At 64.8% G+C, this 17,890-nt stretch carries 17 protein-coding genes and 1 tRNA gene; 15 read left to right on the top strand and 3 right to left on the bottom strand.

Annotated features, from left to right (window positions below):
- Positions 1–3: 3 nt before the first annotated feature.
- Both B5F90_RS04850 and B5F90_RS04845 read right to left on the bottom strand, forming a co-directional pair.
- Positions 4–1,566, bottom strand: a complete 1,563-nt coding sequence (locus B5F90_RS04850) for a cytochrome ubiquinol oxidase subunit I (protein WP_087361673.1) — start codon at positions 1,564–1,566, stop codon at positions 4–6.
- Between the two features lie 15 nt (positions 1,567–1,581).
- The gene (locus B5F90_RS04845; RefSeq protein WP_087361721.1) at positions 1,582–1,791 is read right to left on the bottom strand and encodes a DUF4492 domain-containing protein; all 210 of its coding nucleotides are present in this window, start codon (positions 1,789–1,791) and stop codon (positions 1,582–1,584) included.
- Positions 1,792–2,364: 573 nt separating this feature from the next.
- Here B5F90_RS04845 and B5F90_RS04840 point away from each other — a divergent pair.
- Together B5F90_RS04840 and B5F90_RS04835 are read left to right on the top strand one after the other, a co-directional pair.
- On the top strand, positions 2,365–3,804 hold the full coding sequence (locus tag B5F90_RS04840) for a Na+/H+ antiporter NhaC family protein (protein ID WP_087361672.1): 1,440 nt from the start codon (positions 2,365–2,367) through the stop codon (positions 3,802–3,804).
- Positions 3,801–4,457: an HAD-IA family hydrolase gene (locus B5F90_RS04835; RefSeq protein WP_087361671.1), complete on the top strand. Its 657-nt coding sequence runs from the start codon at positions 3,801–3,803 to the stop codon at positions 4,455–4,457. The genes B5F90_RS04840 and B5F90_RS04835 overlap by 4 nt, the downstream gene beginning before the upstream one ends.
- A gap of 150 nt (positions 4,458–4,607) precedes the next feature.
- Here the strand turns inward: B5F90_RS04835 and B5F90_RS04830 are convergent, their stop codons facing one another.
- A complete protein-coding gene (locus B5F90_RS04830; protein WP_087361670.1) occupies positions 4,608–5,765 on the bottom strand; it encodes a sigma-54 dependent transcriptional regulator in 1,158 nt (385 codons plus the stop codon).
- Positions 5,766–5,956: 191 nt separating this feature from the next.
- On the opposite strand from B5F90_RS04830, the gene B5F90_RS04825 reads away from it, so the two are divergent.
- The 13 genes from B5F90_RS04825 (at position 5,957) to B5F90_RS11060 (ending at position 17,774) form a co-directional block, all read left to right on the top strand.
- Positions 5,957–6,634 carry a DUF4290 domain-containing protein gene (locus B5F90_RS04825; RefSeq protein ID WP_087361720.1) on the top strand — a complete coding sequence of 226 codons (678 nt, stop codon included), beginning with the start codon at positions 5,957–5,959 and terminating at the stop codon, positions 6,632–6,634.
- Positions 6,635–6,759: 125 nt separating this feature from the next.
- Positions 6,760–7,899, top strand: a complete 1,140-nt coding sequence (locus B5F90_RS04820) for a TlpA disulfide reductase family protein (protein ID WP_087361669.1) — start codon at positions 6,760–6,762, stop codon at positions 7,897–7,899.
- A gap of 71 nt (positions 7,900–7,970) precedes the next feature.
- Positions 7,971–8,723: a UDP-2,3-diacylglucosamine diphosphatase gene (locus tag B5F90_RS04815; protein WP_087361668.1), complete on the top strand. Its 753-nt coding sequence runs from the start codon at positions 7,971–7,973 to the stop codon at positions 8,721–8,723.
- Positions 8,720–9,613 carry a thymidylate synthase gene (gene thyA / locus B5F90_RS04810; protein WP_087361667.1) on the top strand — a complete coding sequence of 298 codons (894 nt, stop codon included), beginning with the start codon at positions 8,720–8,722 and terminating at the stop codon, positions 9,611–9,613. The genes B5F90_RS04815 and thyA overlap by 4 nt, the downstream gene beginning before the upstream one ends.
- A gap of 106 nt (positions 9,614–9,719) precedes the next feature.
- A complete protein-coding gene (locus tag B5F90_RS04805) occupies positions 9,720–10,214 on the top strand; it encodes a dihydrofolate reductase (RefSeq protein WP_087361666.1) in 495 nt (164 codons plus the stop codon).
- Between the two features lie 583 nt (positions 10,215–10,797).
- On the top strand, positions 10,798–11,496 hold the full coding sequence (locus B5F90_RS04800; RefSeq protein ID WP_087361665.1) for a 4Fe-4S dicluster domain-containing protein: 699 nt from the start codon (positions 10,798–10,800) through the stop codon (positions 11,494–11,496).
- A 2-nt stretch (positions 11,497–11,498) separates the two neighbouring features.
- A complete protein-coding gene (locus tag B5F90_RS04795; RefSeq protein WP_087361664.1) occupies positions 11,499–12,593 on the top strand; it encodes a heterodisulfide reductase-related iron-sulfur binding cluster in 1,095 nt (364 codons plus the stop codon).
- Between the two features lie 189 nt (positions 12,594–12,782).
- Positions 12,783–13,790, top strand: a complete 1,008-nt coding sequence (locus B5F90_RS04790; RefSeq protein ID WP_087361663.1) for an FAD-dependent oxidoreductase — start codon at positions 12,783–12,785, stop codon at positions 13,788–13,790.
- Positions 13,791–13,795: 5 nt separating this feature from the next.
- Entirely contained in the window at positions 13,796–14,131 is a 336-nt protein-coding gene (locus tag B5F90_RS04785; protein WP_087361662.1) for a 4Fe-4S dicluster domain-containing protein, read from the top strand.
- Between the two features lie 58 nt (positions 14,132–14,189).
- Positions 14,190–15,971 (top strand): (Fe-S)-binding protein, encoded by a 1,782-nt coding sequence (locus tag B5F90_RS04780; protein ID WP_087361661.1) that lies wholly within the window; start codon positions 14,190–14,192, stop codon positions 15,969–15,971.
- 361 nt (positions 15,972–16,332) lie between these two features.
- Positions 16,333–16,408: transfer RNA gene (locus B5F90_RS04775), tRNA-Met, on the top strand.
- Between the two features lie 312 nt (positions 16,409–16,720).
- On the top strand, positions 16,721–17,425 hold the full coding sequence (locus B5F90_RS04770; protein WP_162607750.1) for a DUF4919 domain-containing protein: 705 nt from the start codon (positions 16,721–16,723) through the stop codon (positions 17,423–17,425).
- A gap of 175 nt (positions 17,426–17,600) precedes the next feature.
- On the top strand, positions 17,601–17,774 hold the full coding sequence (locus tag B5F90_RS11060) for a hypothetical protein (protein WP_199792080.1): 174 nt from the start codon (positions 17,601–17,603) through the stop codon (positions 17,772–17,774).
- The last annotated feature ends 116 nt before the right edge of the window (positions 17,775–17,890 follow it).

The following is a 17,890-nucleotide window of genomic DNA, read 5'->3' as shown; positions in this document are numbered from 1 at the left end:
GGGTTACTCCTTGCCGGGTCCCGCCTTGATTTGACGGAAGAGGATGCTCAGCTCGGCGATGAGCAGCGCCGTGAAGAGCGCCAGGAAGATGAAGAAGGTGGTGGCCACCGACTCTCCCGGGAGCTTCGATACGCCGACGCCCACGGGCATCAGGTCCTGGATGACCCAGGGCTGGCGTCCCACCTCGGCAACCACCCAGCCGGCCTGCGAGGCGAGGTAGGCGAGCGGTATGCAGAGAATTGCCAGACGGAGCAGCCAGCGCTTCTCGGCCAGCTTGTCGCGGCGGTTGTACCACCACACGAGGGCCAGCATCAGGATGAAGAGGCATCCGGCGCCCACCATCACGCGGAACGAGTAGAAGAGCAGCGGAATGTTGGGCACGAGCTGCTCGGGCGACTGGAGGTAGCCGTAGCCGAAGTAGGCGAAGTATTCGCCGAGGAACTCGCGGCCCTCGGGCGTCGAGGGGTCGAACTTGCGGGTGATTTGGTCCACGGTCTCCTGGTCGCCGCTCTGGCGGGCGTCGCGGAAGCGGGCCAGTTCGTCGATGGCCACCCGTCCGCGGGCGATTTTCTCCTCGGCCGGGAGGATTCCCTGCTCGGGATTGCCCCGGAGCAGGTCGTTGATGCCCGCCACGTAGGCCTCGGCATCGCGGAAGCTCATGATGGAGAGCATCTTCGGGATGTCGACCTTGAAGTAGAAGGCATCGTCGTCCGACGTGCGCTGCGATTCGGGGCGCAGGATGCCGACGGCCGTCAGCGGGGCCCCCTCGCATCCGTCGTAGAGCGCCTCCATGGCGGCCAGTTTCATCGGCTGCAGCCGTGCGACGATGGCGCCCGAGCGGTCGCCCGAGTAGGCGGTCACCAGCGAGGCGACGAGGCCGAAGAGCGAGGCGACGGCGATGCTCCGGGTTGCCATCTGGCGTTCACGCCGCTTGAGCAGGTACCAGGCGCTTACGCCCACCACGAAGAGGGCCGCCAGCGTGAAGGAGGAGGTGACCGTGTGCGAGAACTTGTTGACCGCCACGGGCGAGAAGGCGACCTCCCAGAACGAGGTCATCTCGTTGCGCACGGTCTCGGGGTTGAAGGTGCAGCCCGTGGGGTACTGCATCCACGAGTTGGCCACCAGAATCCACCACGCCGAGAGGTTGGCGCCGATGGCCGTGAGCCACGTGGCCGTGAGGTGGAATCCGCGGCTGACCTTCCCCCAGCCGAAGTACATCACGGCGATGAAGGTGCTCTCGAGGAAGAAGGCCATGATGCCCTCGATGGCCAGCGGGGCGCCGAAGATGTCGCCCACGAAGTGGGAGTAGTTCGACCAGTTGGTGCCGAACTCGAACTCGAGGATGAGTCCCGTGGCCACGCCGATGGCGAAGTTGACGCCGAACAGACGCATCCAGAAACGGGTCGTCCGTTTCCAGAAGTCGTCGCCGGTACGGTAGTAGATGCTCTCCATGATGGCGATGATGACGCCGAGTCCGAGCGTGAGCGGAACGAAGAGCCAGTGGTAGATGGCCGTCAGGGCGAATTGCGCGCGCGACCAATCGACTGTTTGCAGAATGTCCGACATGGTGTGCAGAGTGTTTCAGTTTTCGGGTGTGAGTTGTTCGAGTACGTAGCTGCTGCGCTCCTCGGGGCTCTTGCCGGCCAGCAGGTCGGGAAAGAAGAAGACCTTCAGGATGGCGAACATGATGAAGAGCTTGATGAGGATGATGGCCCAGAGGGTGCGTCCGAGCGTCATGGCGCGGAATCCGTCGTAGTAGAAGCGGAATATTTTGCGGAGCGTGGCGACCATCGTTTTGCAGCGTTCCCGGGGCGTCCGCACGGGGCGCTGTCCGGAGGTTTGTTTTCCAAAACTAAGCAGAAAAAACGAAATACGGAAGCATCCGGCCGAAAAAATCGCGCCGACGGGGCGAATCGACACCCTCGGCAGCCGGTGCCTCCGGCCCCGGAAACGGCCGCAGAGGCCCGCTGCGGCCGCTTGTGCACCTTGCGCGGGGCGGGGCGGAGGGGCGGTAAAAAATTTCGGTACCGCCGGCTGCGCCCCGGTCGTCCGTTCCGGCATCTGCCTCGGTCGTCCGCCTCGGTCGTCCGCCTCGGTCGTCCGCCCCGGTCATCCGCCCCGGTCATTCGCTCCGGTCATCCGTTCCGGTCGTCTGCCCCGGTCATTTGCCCCGGTCGTTCGCCCCGGTCATCTGCTCTGGTCATCTGTCCCGGTTGTCCGTCCCGGTAATGGGAAGGCCCCGGGCGGCTGCACGCACGGGGGACTTCGACGGGGCCGATGCGCCGACTTTTGCCGCTTTTTTACTACTTTTGTGCCCGGTTAAAGGTTACAGAGATTCAATCAGGTTAACGAGAAAGAGACGAAATGAACGATTCCACCCCCAAAATGCCCTCGGCCTGGCTCTCGGCGCTGCCGCTTGCGGTGCTCGCCGTGCTGCTCTACGTGGTCATCCGCTGCTTCGGCGGCGACTCCATCAACGGCGGCAGCCAGATTGCCCTGTTCTCGGCCACGTCGGTCTGCGTGATGCTCTCCATCGGGGTCTACCGCTGCCGCTGGAGCGTGCTCGAGGAGGCCATCATCGACAACATCCGGGCTTCGGCCTCGGCCATCATCATCCTGCTGCTCATCGGTGCGATTGCCGGCACGTGGATGGTCAGCGGCGTGGTCCCCACCCTTATATATTACGGTCTGGAGATTCTCCACCCGTCGTTCTTCCTGGTCGCCTCGTGCCTCATCTGCGCGGGCGTCTCGCTGATGACCGGCAGCTCGTGGACCACGATTGCCACCATCGGCGTGGCGCTGATGGGCATCGGCCGGGCGATGGGCTTTCCCGACGGATGGGTGGCCGGCACCATCATCTCGGGCGCCTACTTCGGCGACAAGATTTCGCTGCTCTCCGACACCACGGTGCTCGCCTCGTCGACGGTCGGCGTGCCGATTTTCACCCACATCCGCTACATGCTCTATACGACCATGCCCTCGTTCGTCGTGGCGCTTGCGGTCTTCACGGTGGCAGGACTGACCCTCACGCACGGCGACGCGACCCACGCCGAGCTCTATTCGGAGACGCTCCGCTCGACGTTCCGCATCACGCCCTGGCTGCTGCTGGTGCCGCTGGCAACGGGGCTGCTCATCGTCCGCAAGCTGCCGGCCATCGTGACGCTCTTCGCCTCGGTGGTCTTCGCCTGCGTGGCGATGCTGCTCACACAGCGCGGACTGGTGGCCTCGGTGGCGGGTGTCGGCTCGCTGGACTTCCTCTCGGGCTTCAAGGGGGTGCTGATGACCTGCTTCGGTCCGACGGCCATCGACACGGGCAACGCGCAGCTCAACGCGCTGGTGGCCACGCGCGGCATGGCCGGCATGCTCAACACCGTGTGGCTGATTATCTGCGCCATGTGCTTCGGCGGCGTGATGACCGGCAGCGGCATGCTGCGCTCGCTGACGCAGCTCTTCCTGCGCGTGGTGCGGCGCCCCTTCTCGGCCGTCGCCTCGACCGTCGGCGCGGGGCTCTTCTTCAACCTCTGCACGGCCGACCAGTACATCTCGATTATCCTCTCGGGGCGCCTCTTCCGCGACCTCTACGCCGAACGGGGGCTCGAGGAGCGGTTGCTGAGCCGCTCGGTGGAGGACTCGGCGACGGTCTGCTCGGTGCTCGTGCCGTGGAACTCGTGCGGCATGACGCAGGCCACCGTGTTGGGCGTCTCGACCTTCGCCTATCTGCCCTATTGCATATTCAACATCGCATCACCCCTCATGTCGCTCCTGGTGGCGGCCCTGGGGTGGAAAATCAAACACGTGAAATGAAGACCGAACTGGTGATTTTCGACCTTGACGGCACGCTGCTCAACACAATCGGCGACCTGGCCGTCAGCTGCAATGCCATGCTGGCCCTGCGCGGGCTGCCGCAGCACTCCTACGAAGAGTACTGCCACTTCGTGGGCAACGGCATCCTGCGTCTGGTGGAGCGCGCCCTGCCCGAAGAGCTGCGCACGCCCGAGAACGTGGCGCTCGCACGCGCCGACTTCGTGCGCTACTACACGGAGCACATCGACACCTACACCAAGCCCTACGACGGCATCCCCGCCGTGGTGGCCGAGCTGACGCGCCGGGGCATCCGGATGGCCGTCGCCTCGAACAAGTTCCAGGAGGGGACCGAGAAGCTCATCCGCCTCTTCTTCCCCGAGCACCCCTTCGCGCCCGTCTTCGGACAGCGCCCCGACGTGCCGCTGAAGCCCGACCCGGCGGTGGTCGATGAGATTCTCGCGGCAACGGGCGTCGCCCGCGAGCGGGTGCTCTACGTCGGCGACTCGGCCGTCGACATGCAGACCGCCGCTGCGGCCCGCCTCCGTTCGGTGGGGGTGACGTGGGGCTTCCGCGGACGTGCCGAGCTGGAGGCCTGCAACCCCTGGCGCATCATCGACCGCCCGGAGGAGCTGCTCGCGCTGCTCGACGCATAGCCGACCCGACGTTCCGCCTTTGAGAAGCGGCGGGGGAGAGGTGCCGAAACCCTCTCTCCCGCCGCCTCTTTTATTTCGTTGCCGCATTCTACGCTCTGTGTTCCGCTTCCTGCGTTCGCTTCCCGCTGCCGCCGCCCTCGGGACGCGCCGTCAGCAGTAGAGATGGACGTCGGCCGGTGTGATGCGGTCGCCCGAGAGAATCAGCAGCCGCTCGACCACGTTGCGCAGCTCGCGGATGTTGCCCGTCCAGGGCATCTCCTGCAGCAACTGCATCGCCTCGGGGGTCACCTCTTTGGGGGCGGTGCCGTCCTCGGCGCAGACCGTGTGGATGAAGTGGTCGACCAGCGCCGGGATGTCTTCGGGGTGTTCGCGCAGCGGCGGAACCCGGATGACGATGACCCCGATGCGGTGGTAGAGGTCCTCGCGGAAGTTCCCCTTGCGAATCTCCTCGCGCAGGTCCTTGTTCGTCGCCGCGATGACGCGCACGTCGACCGCCACATCCTTGTCGCCGCCGATGCGGCAGATTTTGTTCTCCTGCAGCGCCCGCAGCACCTTGGCCTGCGCTGCGAGCGACATGTCGCCGATTTCGTCCATGAAGAGCGTGCCGCCGTTGGCCAGCTCGAACTTCCCCTTGCGCTGCTTGACGGCCGAGGTGAAGGCTCCCCGCTCGTGGCCGAAGAGCTCGCTCTCAATCAGTTCGGAGGGGATGGCCGCGCAGTTCACCTCGACGAAGGGGGCCGTCGCGCGGCGGCTCCGTGCGTGGAGCCAGCGGGCGACGAGCTCCTTGCCCGTGCCGTTCTCGCCCGTGACCAGCACGCGTGCCTCGCAGGGGGCCACCTTCTCAATCAGCTCCCGCACCCGGCGGATTTGCGACGACTGCCCGATGATTTCGGGCTGTGCCGTCTGTGCGCGGCGCGCCCGTGCCGCCGTGCGGGCCGGAGCGGCGGCCGGGCTCTCCGTCGCCGGCGCACTCCCGGCCGCATCGGGCTCGGCGACCGTGCGGCGGATGGACTCCAGCAGGCGGTTCATGTCGATGGGTTTGGTCACGAAGTCGCGCGCGCCGCTGCGGACGGCCTTGACGGCCGAGTCGATGGAGGCGTCGCCCGAGAGGGCGATGAAGGGGATGCCCGCATCGGGAACCCGGCAGCCGGTGTCGGAGAGGATGACATCGAAGGGTATTCGCTCGCAAAGACGCGAGGCGGCCGCCTCGTCGTCGACCGCCTCGGCCGAGTAGCCCTCGTATTCGAGCCGCTCGCGCAGGATGTTTCGCACGCTTTTTGAATGGTCCAAAATTAAAACCTTTACCATCTCTTGTTTTTATTGATTTTTTGTTATTTTTGTCGCAAAGTTATTGCTTTCCGCGGTGTTTGAGCAAGTTCGGGCTCTGTGTCCGGATGAACGCCGGAGCGGGTGAAAGCATTCTGAACGAGACCATTGCGCGGGACCTTCCGGTGCAGCCGGGGGACCGAACGGAACAGCGCACGGGCGACCATTACGTTATGAAAAAGAATTACAACTACATGCGGCGCAAGCTCTTTCTGCCCGAGTACGGCCGCCACATCCACGAAATGATAGACTCCCTGATGGAGATTGAGGACCGCTACGAGCGCAACCGCCAGGCGCGGGCCGTCATCGCCGTGATGGGCAATCTGAACCCGCTGCTGCGCGATACGGCCGATTTCACGCACAAGCTCTGGGACCACCTGTTCATCATGTCTGATTTTCAGCTGGATGTGGACTCTCCCTATCCGCGTCCCTCGCGCCAGGAGCTCACGGTCATGCCGCACCGCATGCCCTACACGCAGAGCCGCATCGCCTACAAGCACTACGGCAAGTATGTCGAGCGGATGCTGCAGAGCCTGGAGGGGGTCGAGGACCGTCAGAGCGTGGCCCGCACGGTGGACAACCTGGCCCGCTACATGCGTGCCAAGAGCTTCGAATACAACCAGGAGCACCCCAACAACGAGGTGATTGTAAAGGACATCAAGCAGATGTCCGGTGGTGGCATCGAAATCGACGAAGTTGCACTGAACAATCTCCGAAGCGACTACAAACAGCACTTTACGGCACGTCCCCAGAAGGGCGGTCCGCAGCAGCGGCAGCAGAAAAACCGCAATCAGCAGCATGCGCGCAATTTCTCGAAAAACAACGGCGCGCGGCACAATTTCCAGAAGTGATTCGTCGTTTTTTATCCGGAATTGCCTATCTTTGTAAACATATCCGACTGCGTCCGCGTCGGACGACCCGCTGCGGTCGTACGTCGGGCGTGCGGTACGGTTCGTAAACAAGAAGCAAAAAATAGATGAACGGAAAAGTTATTTTCGCGGCGCTGGCCGCAGCATCGACGCTCTGCGCCTGCCAGTCGTCGAAGGTGCGGATTTCGGGACGCATCGTGGGCAACGAAGCCCGCAACATCTACCTCGAACAGGTGACGCCGCTTTCGGAGCGCATCATCGACTCGGCCCAGCTCGACAAGGAGGGCAACTACCGTTTCGAGGTCCGCGAGGCGACCGCCACGCCGTCGCTCTACAACGTGGTCTACGACGGCGTGCGCATCCCGCTGCTGCTGGCCGCAGGCGACCGCCTGACGCTCAGCTCGGTGGGCAGCGTGGCCCGCAACTATACGGTCGAGGGCTCGGCCGAATCGGAGCTGCTGCGCCAGTTCTACCAGAGCTACGTGGCCGGCGTGCAGCGGCTCGACGACATTGCCCAGCAGGTGGCCCAGCAGCCCGCGGGCGAGCGCCACGACGAGCTGGTGAAGGCCTACACCGAGGAGTATTACCGCATCCGCCGCGAGCAGCTGCGCTTCATCATCGAGCACAAGTCGTCGCTGGCGGCCCTCTTTGCGCTCTACCAGCGTCTGCCGGGCGACGCCAACCTCTTCAACGGCGACAGCGACGTGGTCTACTACCGCACGGTGGCCGAGGCGCTCGAGAAGAGCTATCCCGATTCGCCCTACCTGCCGGTGCTGCTGGCCGAAATCGGCCGGATGGATGCGCGGCTCAATCTCGCCTCGCAGATTACCGTCACGGGCTATCCCGACCTGGAGCTGAGCGACATCTACGGCAAGAAGGTGCGCCTCTCGTCGCTCGAGGGCAAGGTGGTGCTCGTCGACTTCTGGTCGGCCGAACTGGGCAACGCCAATGCGCGCAATGCCGAACTGAAGGAGCTCTACGCGAAGTATGCCCGGCAGAAGGCTCCGTTTGAAATCTACCAGGTGGCCATCGACACCTCGAAGCCGCTCTGGATTACGGCCGTGCAGGAGCAGCAGCTCCCGTGGATTTCGGTGAGCGACCTGCAGGGCGGCGCCTCGTCGGCGCTCAAGCTCTACAACGTGCAGCGTCTGCCGTCGAGCTACCTCATCAGCCGTGAAGGCGAAATCGTGGCCCGCGACCTCGACGGCGAGGCGCTGGCCCGGAAAATCGACGAGCTTCTCCAGTAAGAGCCTGCGCCCCGGTCAGCCGGGGCGCTGCCGCTCCGGCCGCAGTCAGGCCGCAACACCTACCTCTTCGCATGGTCTACTTCACATCCGATGTCCATCTGGGCGGAGGCGGCCCCGAGGTCGCCCGCCGGGTCGAGCGGCAGTTCGTCGCCTGGCTTGACGCCGTTTCGGCCGATGCCGAGGCGGTGGTGCTGCTGGGCGACATCTTCGACTTCTGGTTCGAGTACCGCGAGGTGGTGCCCCGGGGCTTCGTCCGTACGCTCGGACGGTTGGCGGCGATGACCGACCGCGGCATCCGGGTCCTCTTCTTCACGGGCAACCACGACCAGTGGATGCGCGACTACCTTGCGCGCGAATGCGGCGTGGAGGTCTACACCGCGCCCCGCGTCGTGACGCTCTGCGGGCAGCGCCTCTTCCTGGCCCACGGCGACAACATGAACATCGGCGAGCGTCCCGCACTCCGGCTGCTCAACGCCGTCTTCCGCTCGCGTCTGCTGCGGTGGCTCTTCTCGTGGGGCGTGCATCCCGACTGGGCGATGCGCTTCGGCCACGCCTGGAGCGCCCATTCGCGCCGCAAGCACATCCGTCAGGGACCGCCCCCCGTCTCGCTGACCGACCCGCTGGTGGAGTACGCCCGCCGCTACGCCGCCCGCAATCGGGACGCGGTCGACCACTTCGTCTTCGGCCACATGCACGTGGCGCGCGACTACCGCGAAGGGTCGCTCCATACGGTGCACCTGGGGTGCTGGGAGCGCGGCCCGGTCTACGCCCGGCTCGACGAGGCGGGCAACCTTCGATTGGAACACTTCACACCCGACCTATGAAACAATACCTCGATTTGCTGCGCCGCATCCGCACGGAGGGTGTCGTGCGGGGCGACCGTACGGGCACGGGGACGCAGAGCGTCTTCGGGCACCAGATGCGTTTCGACCTTGCGGAGGACTTTCCGCTGCTGACCACCAAGAGGGTCTTCCTCAAGGGGGTCATCCACGAACTGCTCTGGTTTCTCTCGGGCGACACGAACATCCGCTATCTGGTCCGCAACGGCGTCCATATCTGGGACAACGACGCCTACCGCTACTACGGCGAGCTGTGCGCCCGGCAGGGTGCCGAGCCGCTCGGCCGCGAGGAGTTCCTTGCGGCGGCGGGCGAGCCGTCGCCCCTCGAAGGGTACTGCTACGGCGACCTGAACCACGTCTACGGCTACCAGTGGCGCAGCTGGCCCCGGCCCGACGGCGGGGTGATTGACCAGATTGCCGGCGCCGTGGAGCTGATACGCCGCAATCCCGAATCGCGGCGCATCGTGGTCTCGGCCTGGAACGTGGCCGAGGTCGAGCAGATGGCCCTGCCGCCCTGCCACGTTCTCTTCCAGTTCTACGTGGCCGAGGGACGGCTTTCGTGCCAGCTCTACCAGCGCAGCGCCGATACCTTCCTCGGCGTCCCCTTCAACATCGCCTCGTATGCCCTGCTGACGATGATGACGGCGCAGGTGTGCGGCCTGCAGCCCGGCGAGTTCATCCATACGCTGGGCGACACGCACCTCTATCTGAACCACATGGAGCAGGTCGAGGAGCAGCTCTCGCGCACGCCGCGGCCGCTGCCGACCATGCGGCTCAACCCCGACGTGAAGTCGCTCTTTGACTTCCGCTACGAGGACTTCATGCTCGAGGGCTACGACCCCTGGCCCGCCATCAAGGCGCCGATGTCGTTCTGAGCGGAGTGGCCCCGGGGCGCATTCCGCGGCGCACCCCCGGCGAAGGAGGCGGTCCGGCCCGGTGCCGGACCCGAAATGCGGAACAGAAACCCAATTCGAAGAAAAAATGGTATCAATCATCGTGGCTGTGGCCGAAAACGGCACCATCGGCGACCGCAACGCCCTGCTGTGGCACATATCCGAGGACCTGAAGCGCTTCAAGGCCCTCACGACGGGACACCCCGTCATCATGGGACGCAAGACCTACGAGTCGCTCGGGCGTCCGCTGCCCAACCGCACCAACGTGGTGCTTTCGCGCAGCGGCGGGGAGTTCCCCGGCTGCCGCGTCGCCCGCTCGCTCGACGAGGCGCTGGCCCTCTTTCCCGACGACGAGGAGCTCTTCATCATCGGCGGCGCCCAGATTTACGAGCAGGCCCTGCCGCTGGCCGACCGCCTCTACCTGACGCGGGTCTGCCACCCCTACGAGGGCGACACCTCCTTCCCGGAGTGGGATGCGTCGGAGTGGCACCTCGCCTCGTCGGAGGCCCACCCCTCGGGGCGGGAGTATCCCCATCCCTTCGTCTTCGAACGCTGGGAGCGCCGCCGCCCCGGACGGCAGTAGGGGGGGTATGTTCAGCAGGGCGGTAGAGGCTGAGGTGGCTCTCCCGGCCAACTCTTCCGACCGACTTCCCCGACCCGCTCTCCCGACCGCCTCTGGTGCATCCGTTCCAAGGGGTGCAGCGGCCCTCTGCGGCACTCCATCCAACTTTCTCCCCGAAGCTCTTCGCTTCGGGGTTTGTTGTTCCGGCTCCGACGGTCCCATCCGTTCCGGCCCGACTCTCCGGAACCGTTTTCCTGTTTTCCCGCTCCCCGTCTCCTGCTTCCCCGTTTCTCGTTTCCCGTTTCCCGTCTCCCGTCCTCTGCCTTCCGCCTCTCCCTCCGCCTTCTTTTGTCCCGACCGCAGCTGCGCCCCTTCCGGAACAACTCCGGCTGCGTCCCTCCGGAACGGCCCGCGCCCCGCTTCGAAATTAGGTATTTATACTACCGCACGTCCGGGGGCGAATCCCTACCTTTGCATTCGAAAACATCTCCCCCTGCATCCCCCTTTCCGCTCCGGTCAACGCCGTGCATGGCGCTCCCCCGGACGGTGCGGCGCCGGAAATCCCGGCCAGTCGGGCGGTGCAGGGAGTCGAACCGACGCGATTATGGGAAAATACTTCGATATGCTCTGCGAGGACGTGCGCTTCCGCGAGGGGCTCAACGCCTGCATGAACTGCGGCGTCTGCACGGGTGTCTGCCCGGCGGCCGAGTTCTACAACTACGACCCGCGCCAGATTGTCGCCACCGTCCAGTCGCGCGACGACGAGGCCATCGAGGCGCTGCTCAAGAGCGATACCATCTGGTACTGCGGCGAGTGCATGTCGTGCCGCCCCCGCTGCCCGCGCGGCAATACGCCGGGCTATGTCATCCAGGCGCTGCGGAGCCTCTCGCAGAAGCTGGGCTTCTTCGTCGAGAGCGAGAAGGGGCGCCAGCAGCTGGCCCTCAAGCGCATCATCGGCGACAACATCCTCCGCACGGGCTACTGCATCGTGCCGCGGATGGTCAAGCCCGAGCTGCACCCCGAGCAGGGTACCGTCTGGAAGTGGATTTTCGACAACGACAAGGAGGTCTTCGGCCGCTTCACGCCCGTCTACATGCGCCACGGCGCCGGTGCGCTGCGCCGCCTCGACGCCGGCTCGCTCGACGAGCTGCACCGCATCTTCGAGGTGAGCGGCGGCAGCGAGTTCTTCGACCGCATCGAGCGCTTCTCGGACCGCAAGGCCCGAGAGATGGGCTATGAGGAGGGTGCCGACCAGAACTACATGATGGATGTTTTCCGCTACAACAGCAACGAACACGACTGACAATGACGACGATACGACGCAAAAGCTGGAACGAGTACCAGAAGGAAATCGCGGACGACCGCTACTACTACGCCCGCAGCTGCATCCGGCAGAACTTCTTCCCGGGCAGCGAGAAGGCCTTTCTCGACATCCTGCACAACGATTTGGGACGCGACGTGCTCGACGACCCGCTGCACTCCTCGTGCACGGGCATCGGCTACCACTCGGACATCGTGCCGCTGGAGACCATCATGACGGTGGTGGCGCGGCAGTTCGCGCTGATGACCGAGGCGGGCTACGAGAACTTCATTTCGTCGTGCATCACCTCCTTCGGCGTCTACACCGAGGTGCTGGCCACCTGGAACGAGTTTCCCGAAACCGAGGAGCGCACGCGCGAGTATCTGCTCAAGGCCACGGGGCGCGAGTTCCGCAAGCCGAAGAGCCTGGCCCACACGTCGGACATCGTCTTCCACTTCCGCAACGAGATTGCCGCCCGTGCCAAGCGTCGGCTCGTCAACGCCGTGACGGGCGAGCCGCTGCGCGTGGTTGAGCACATCGGCTGCCACTACGCCAAGATTTTCCCCAAGTCGGGCATCGGCGGTTCGGAGTTCCCCTACGTGCTGGCCGGCATGGTCGAGGCGTGGGGCGGCGAGTGCGTCGACTACCCCGAGCGGCGCCACTGCTGCGGCTTCGGCTTCCGCAACTACCTGGTGCAGGCCAACCGCGGTTACTCGATTGCCAACTCGCACAAGAAGCTCGAGAGCATGGCCCCCTACAAGCCCGACTTCATTGTGGCCAACTGTCCGGGCTGCGCCATGTTCCTCGACAAGTGGCAGTATGCCATTGCCGAGATGGAGGGCACGACCTACGGCGAGAACGGCCACGGCATCCCTGTGCTGACCTACGAGGAGATGGCCGGTCTGGTGCTGGGATACGACCCCTGGGAGCTGGGCATGCAGATGCACCAGGTCGACGTCGAGCCGCTGCTCGACAAGATGGGGGTCGAGTACGACCCTGCGGCGAAGTATCTGGGCCGCAACGGCAAGTTCATCGGCAAGCCCGAATCGGCGGTGGTCAACTGCCGCCCGAGCGACACGGTCTACGACATCCGCGAGTAATCCGCGCCGCGGACCGGGCCCTTTCCGTGCCGAACGGGGCACAGCGGGGCGCACCCTCGGCCGCCGGGCGGATTCCGGGGCTCAGGCAAGGAATGAGCGACTGCCGCAACTGCCACCGCAACTGCCGCGGGAGCTGCCCCGGCGGTCGGCGGCAGACGAACAGAGAGACAAGACACGACAACGCAATACATGAACAGAAGAGTAATCGTCATAGGAGGAGGCGTGGCCGGCATGCAGGCGGCGCTCCGTCTTTCGGAGCAGGGCGCCGAGCCCCTCATCATCGAGAAGGAGGCCGAGCTGGGCGGCAAGCTGCGCGGCTGGTATGTTCTTTTCCCCACCTTCACCCCCGCCTCGGAGGTGCTCTCCGAGCTGCGCCGCCGCGTTCAGGAGCGCGGCATCGAGGTGATGACCTCGACCGAGGTGAGCGGCTTTACGCGGCAGAGCGTCACGCTCGCCGACGGCCGCACGCTGCCGTGCGACTCGGTGGTGGTCGCCTCGGGCTTCACGCTCTTTGACGCCACGGTCAAGGAGGAGTACGGCTACGGCATCTACGACAACGTCATCACCTCGGCCGACCTCGAGCGGATGTTCGCCGAGGGGCGCGTGGCCTGCGCCGACGGTTCGCGCCCGAAGCGGATTGCCTTCCTGCACTGCGTCGGTTCGCGCGACGAGAAGGTGTGCCAGCAGCACTGCTCGCGCGTCTGCTGCATCACGGGCGTCAAGCAGGCCATCGAGATGAAGCGCCTCTTCCCCGAGGCCGACGTCTTCAACTTCTACATGGATATCCGCATGTTCGGCCCCGGCTACGAGGAGATGTACCGCGAGGCGCAGCAGCGCTACAACATCCACTTCGTGCGCGGCCGCATCTCGGAGGCGAGCCCGACCATCGACAACCGGATTCAAATCAAGGCCGAGGATACGCTCACGGGGCGTCCGCTGCGCATGAGCGTCGACATGCTGGTGCTGCTCATCGGCATGCGGGCCAACGACTCGAACGCCCCCTTCGCCGAGCAGGCCGGTCTGAAGCGCGCCCCGAGCGGCTTCATGGAGCCCCGCGACATGTTCCTGGGCAACGCCCGCAGCAACGTCGAGGGCATCTTCTATGCGGGCTGCATCACGGCCCCCAAGAACATCGGCGAGACCCTCAACGAAGGCACGGTGGCAGCCGATGCCGCCATGGAATACCTCAGAGCCTGACGCTTATGGCAACCATCAATTTCGGATATACGATTTCGAAGCCCCGCGCCATCGACCTCGACCGCAACAACCTGCGCAAGAGCGACGAGATTCTGCGCGAGATGCCCGAGCTGCAGACCTGCATCGGCTGCGGGGCCTGCACGGCCATCTGCACGGCCGGCAACCTGACGCAGTTCAATTTCCGCAAGGTCCACACCCTCGTGCGGCGCGGCGAGTACCAGGGCGCCTACGAGGAGATGAACAAGTGCATGCTCTGCGGCAAATGCCGGCTGGTCTGCCCGCGCGGCATCAATACGCGGGGCGTGGTCCTGCTGATTAAACGCAAACTGGGCGACTTCTGAGCGGAGCGCCCTACGGAGCCGCACCCCGGCGCGGGGGCGGCATGGAGAGTTTTTGGATATGACATTCTACGCACCATTCTGCATCCCCTTCATCGTGGGCGCGGCGCTGATGTTCGCCGTGCTGCTCTGGAAGTGGGGTACGTGGCTCTACCGACTGCCGCGTGCCGACAAGATGCTCATTCTGAAGGGAATCCCCACACGCCGGACGCTGGAAGCTCTGGGCGAGGTGGTGAGCGAGTCGCTGCTCCACCGGCGCATCTTCCGGGTGAACCCCCTGCTGGGCTACATGCACATGTCGCTCGCCTTCGGGTGGTTCCTCCTCATTGCGGTCGGGTGGCTTGAGACACTCTCGTACCTCGGGCTGCGCTGGGTGCCGCTGCAGGGCCACGTCTTTTTCAAGTACTTCGCCACGGGGCTCGAGCACAAGCCCTTCTTCGACTTCGTGATGGACCTGCTGCTGCTCTTCGTCCTCTCGGGTGTGGCGCTGGCCTGGGGCAAGCGCTTCTACTCGAAGGCCATGGGCATGCGCCGCACGACGCACCATGTTCTGGGTGACCGCGTGGCCCTCTCGGCGCTGTGGTTCATCTTCCCGGCCCGGCTGGTGGCCGAGAGCGTCACCTGCGCCATCTACGGCGGCGGTGGCTTCCTCACGGGCGGTCTGGGCAGCTGGCTGGCCGCCCACGTCGAGATGCTCACGCTCATGACGCTCGAATCGGTGGCCTGGTGGTTCTACTCCTCGTGCCTCGGCATCTTCTTCGTGGCGCTCCCCTTCTCGCGCTACATGCACATCTTTACCGAGATTCCGCTCATCTTCCTGCGCCGCTACCGCCTCCGTTCGACCGAGAAGGAGTCCTCCTACGACCACTTCCAGGTCGAGGCCTGCTCGCGCTGCGGCATCTGCATCGACCCCTGCCAGCTGCAGAGCGTGCTGGGCATCAACGACGTGCAGTCGGTCTACTTCCTGCGTGACCGCCGCTACCACACGCTGCGGCTGGCCACGGCCGACAACTGCCTCATGTGCGGCCGCTGCGTCGAGAAGTGCCCCGTGGACATCGACCTCAATACGCTGCGGCTCAACTCGCGCGACAAGATGCGCAACGTGCCCGACGAGCGGCGCTACGGCTACCTCAAGGGGCTTGACCGCTCGCAGGGCGAGGGCAAGGTGGGCTACTTCGCCGGCTGCATGACGCTGCTCACGCCCCGTACGCTCACGGCCATGGAGCAGCTCTTCCGCGCTGCGGGCGAGGAGGTGTGGTGGGCCGACCGCGAGGGCGGCGTCTGCTGCGGCCGTCCGCTCAAGCTGGCGGGCGAGACCGACTCGGCGCGCAAGATGATGCAGTACAATACGGAGCTCTTCCGCAAGCACGGCATCACGACGCTGGTCACCTCGTGCCCGATTTGTCTGAAGGTCTTCCGCGAGGATTATGCGCTCGACGGCATCGAGGTGCTGCACCATTCGGAGTATATCCTCCGCCTGATGCGCGCCGGACGCCTGCAGGTCAAGCACGGTGCCACGCGCTATACCTACCACGACCCCTGCGAACTGGGGCGCGGCAGCGGCATCTACGACGAGCCGCGTGCCGTCATCGAGGCGGTGGGCGAGCTGCTCGAACCGGCCCAGACGCGCGAAAATGCCCTTTGCTGCGGCTCCTCGGTGGCCAATCTGGCCATCTCGGACGGCCAGCAGCTGCAGATTGCACGCTCGGTCACGGGCGAGTTGGAGGCGACGGGCGCCGAGGTGATTGTCACCGCCTGTCCGCTCTGCAAGAAGGCGCTGGTACGCGGTACGCGTCACGAGGTGAAGGACCTTGCCGAGGTGGTGGCTGCCAGCATGCAGTAGCCGTCGGCGACGCGTGGCCGAGGTTCCGGGAGGGACCGTGCTGAGACAGCCAGCCGGGCGGAGACGCCCTGCCAGGGGCCAGGGAGCCGAGGCGTCGGGATGCCGGGGAGCGTGGGTGTCGGGGCCCCTGGGTGCCGGAGCGCGATGTAATTTTCGGTGCTTGGGGGCGGTTCGGACTCTCGTGGCTGGTTTCGGACCCGCAGAATCCGTGCGGGGACGGCGGAGTTCCACCCCGCAAGCGGCTGATTCATAGCGCTGCGCGGAGCTTTTCTGAAAAATATTTAAAAAATATTTGGCAAAGCCGTATTTTTGCCTTATCTTTGCAGTCGCAAAGGCGATAGCTCTACACTCAAAGACATATCGCGGGATGGAGCAGTTGGTAGCTCGTTGGGCTCATAACCCAAAGGCCGGAGGTTCGAGTCCTCCTCCCGCTACCACGACGGACAACTCAAACGGGTTGTCCGTCTTTTTTTTGCCGTTTCCTCCGGATTGTTCGTCCGTTTCCGGATTTTTTGCCCCGCTGGTCCGTTCCGAAGCCCGGTTGCCGTCTGCACGGGTTGCATTTGCAGCCGATTATTCGTATATTTAACCATCCGGCCCGCCCGAACCGGATGTCGCCGTCCGGCTTCCGGCTTCGTTTCCGCGGAGCTCCGTCGCCGGCAGCAGGCGGCTCCGGAGCCGCTGCGGCGGTGCATTCCGTCCGGCGGAGAGGGCCGATGGACGATGATTCCCTTCAAAAAATACCCCTTATGAACATCAAAGCCGCTATCTTGTCGGTGCTGGCACTTCTGTGCAGCCTGTGCGCCACGGCGCAGTATCAGTATCAGATTTATCCGGTGGACTGGAAAGAGCTCAAGACCCTGGTGAAGGAGGAGCCCGAGCGGTTCCGTGAACTGGTGCGGAGAATCTCCACACCGCAGCGCGACACGACGCTGACCTATCCCGACCAAATCATCGCCTACTTCGGGCAGTCGCTGCTGACCAACGACAGCGAGGAGCGTCTGGTGCATGCGATGGACCAGGCCTATTCGGAGGAGAACTATGCCGAAGCGCTGGCGCAGGCCGAGAAGGTGCTCGCCGTCAATCCCGTCAACATTAAGGCACTCATCCGGGCGGCCTATGCCATAGCCAACATGCGTGAGGCGGGCGACGAGTCGCACGCTCACGAGGAGGGTCAGGGCTACTACTCCCGGGCCATCCGTCTGCTCGATACGATAGCGGCAACGGGTTACGGCAGCGAGGAGCACCCCTTCCACGTGACCAAAATCGCCGACGAGTATCTCTTCATGGGCCACTACCTCGAGCTGGATGCATTCGGAAGCCAGTCGCTCGTCGACTGCTGCGATGTCTTCGAGCTCGGAAAGGGCAACAGGCTCTACCCCGACTCGGTCATCTATTTCGATGCGACGCGGGTGCTCGAGCTCGAGGCCGCAATGTTCGGAGGCGGGAAATAACCCGGCTGCGGAGCTGCCGACCGGCAGCAGGGGCGGACGTGTGGCGCCGCAGGGCAGCCCCTGCCGCTCCCTGTGGGGTGGAGTTGTGCGGTTTTAGTGGTCAGGGCGGAGCTTCCGAACTCTTCGGCCCAGAAATTGCACGGCCTACGGTGTTAACCACCAAAACAGCGAACGTATGAACAAGCAAGAGAACAAACAGCAGCCCTGCGACCCCTGCGAGCGCAACTTTGAACGCAACATCCACCACATCGTCCGCGAGGGCGAGGCCCCGACGGAGCGTGAACGCGAGCGCAAGGAGCAGGAGCTCCGCGAGGCCTTCGGCGAGAAGCATCCCGAGGCGGTCAAGTGACCCTCCCCAATCTCCTTTCGGAACGTTGACGGGCGGCTCTCCATGCGTGGAGGGCCGCCCGCTTGCGTCTTGCCGTGTTCCGACCGGTCGAGGTTCCGACCGCCGGCCGCCGTGCG

Origin of the sequence: Alistipes sp. An31A (assembly GCF_002159425.1) — a bacterium.
Taxonomy (GTDB): domain Bacteria; phylum Bacteroidota; class Bacteroidia; order Bacteroidales; family Rikenellaceae; genus Alistipes; species Alistipes excrementigallinarum.
Note: the sequence above shows the minus strand (reverse complement) of the source record. Positions and strands in the feature narration are given on the sequence as shown.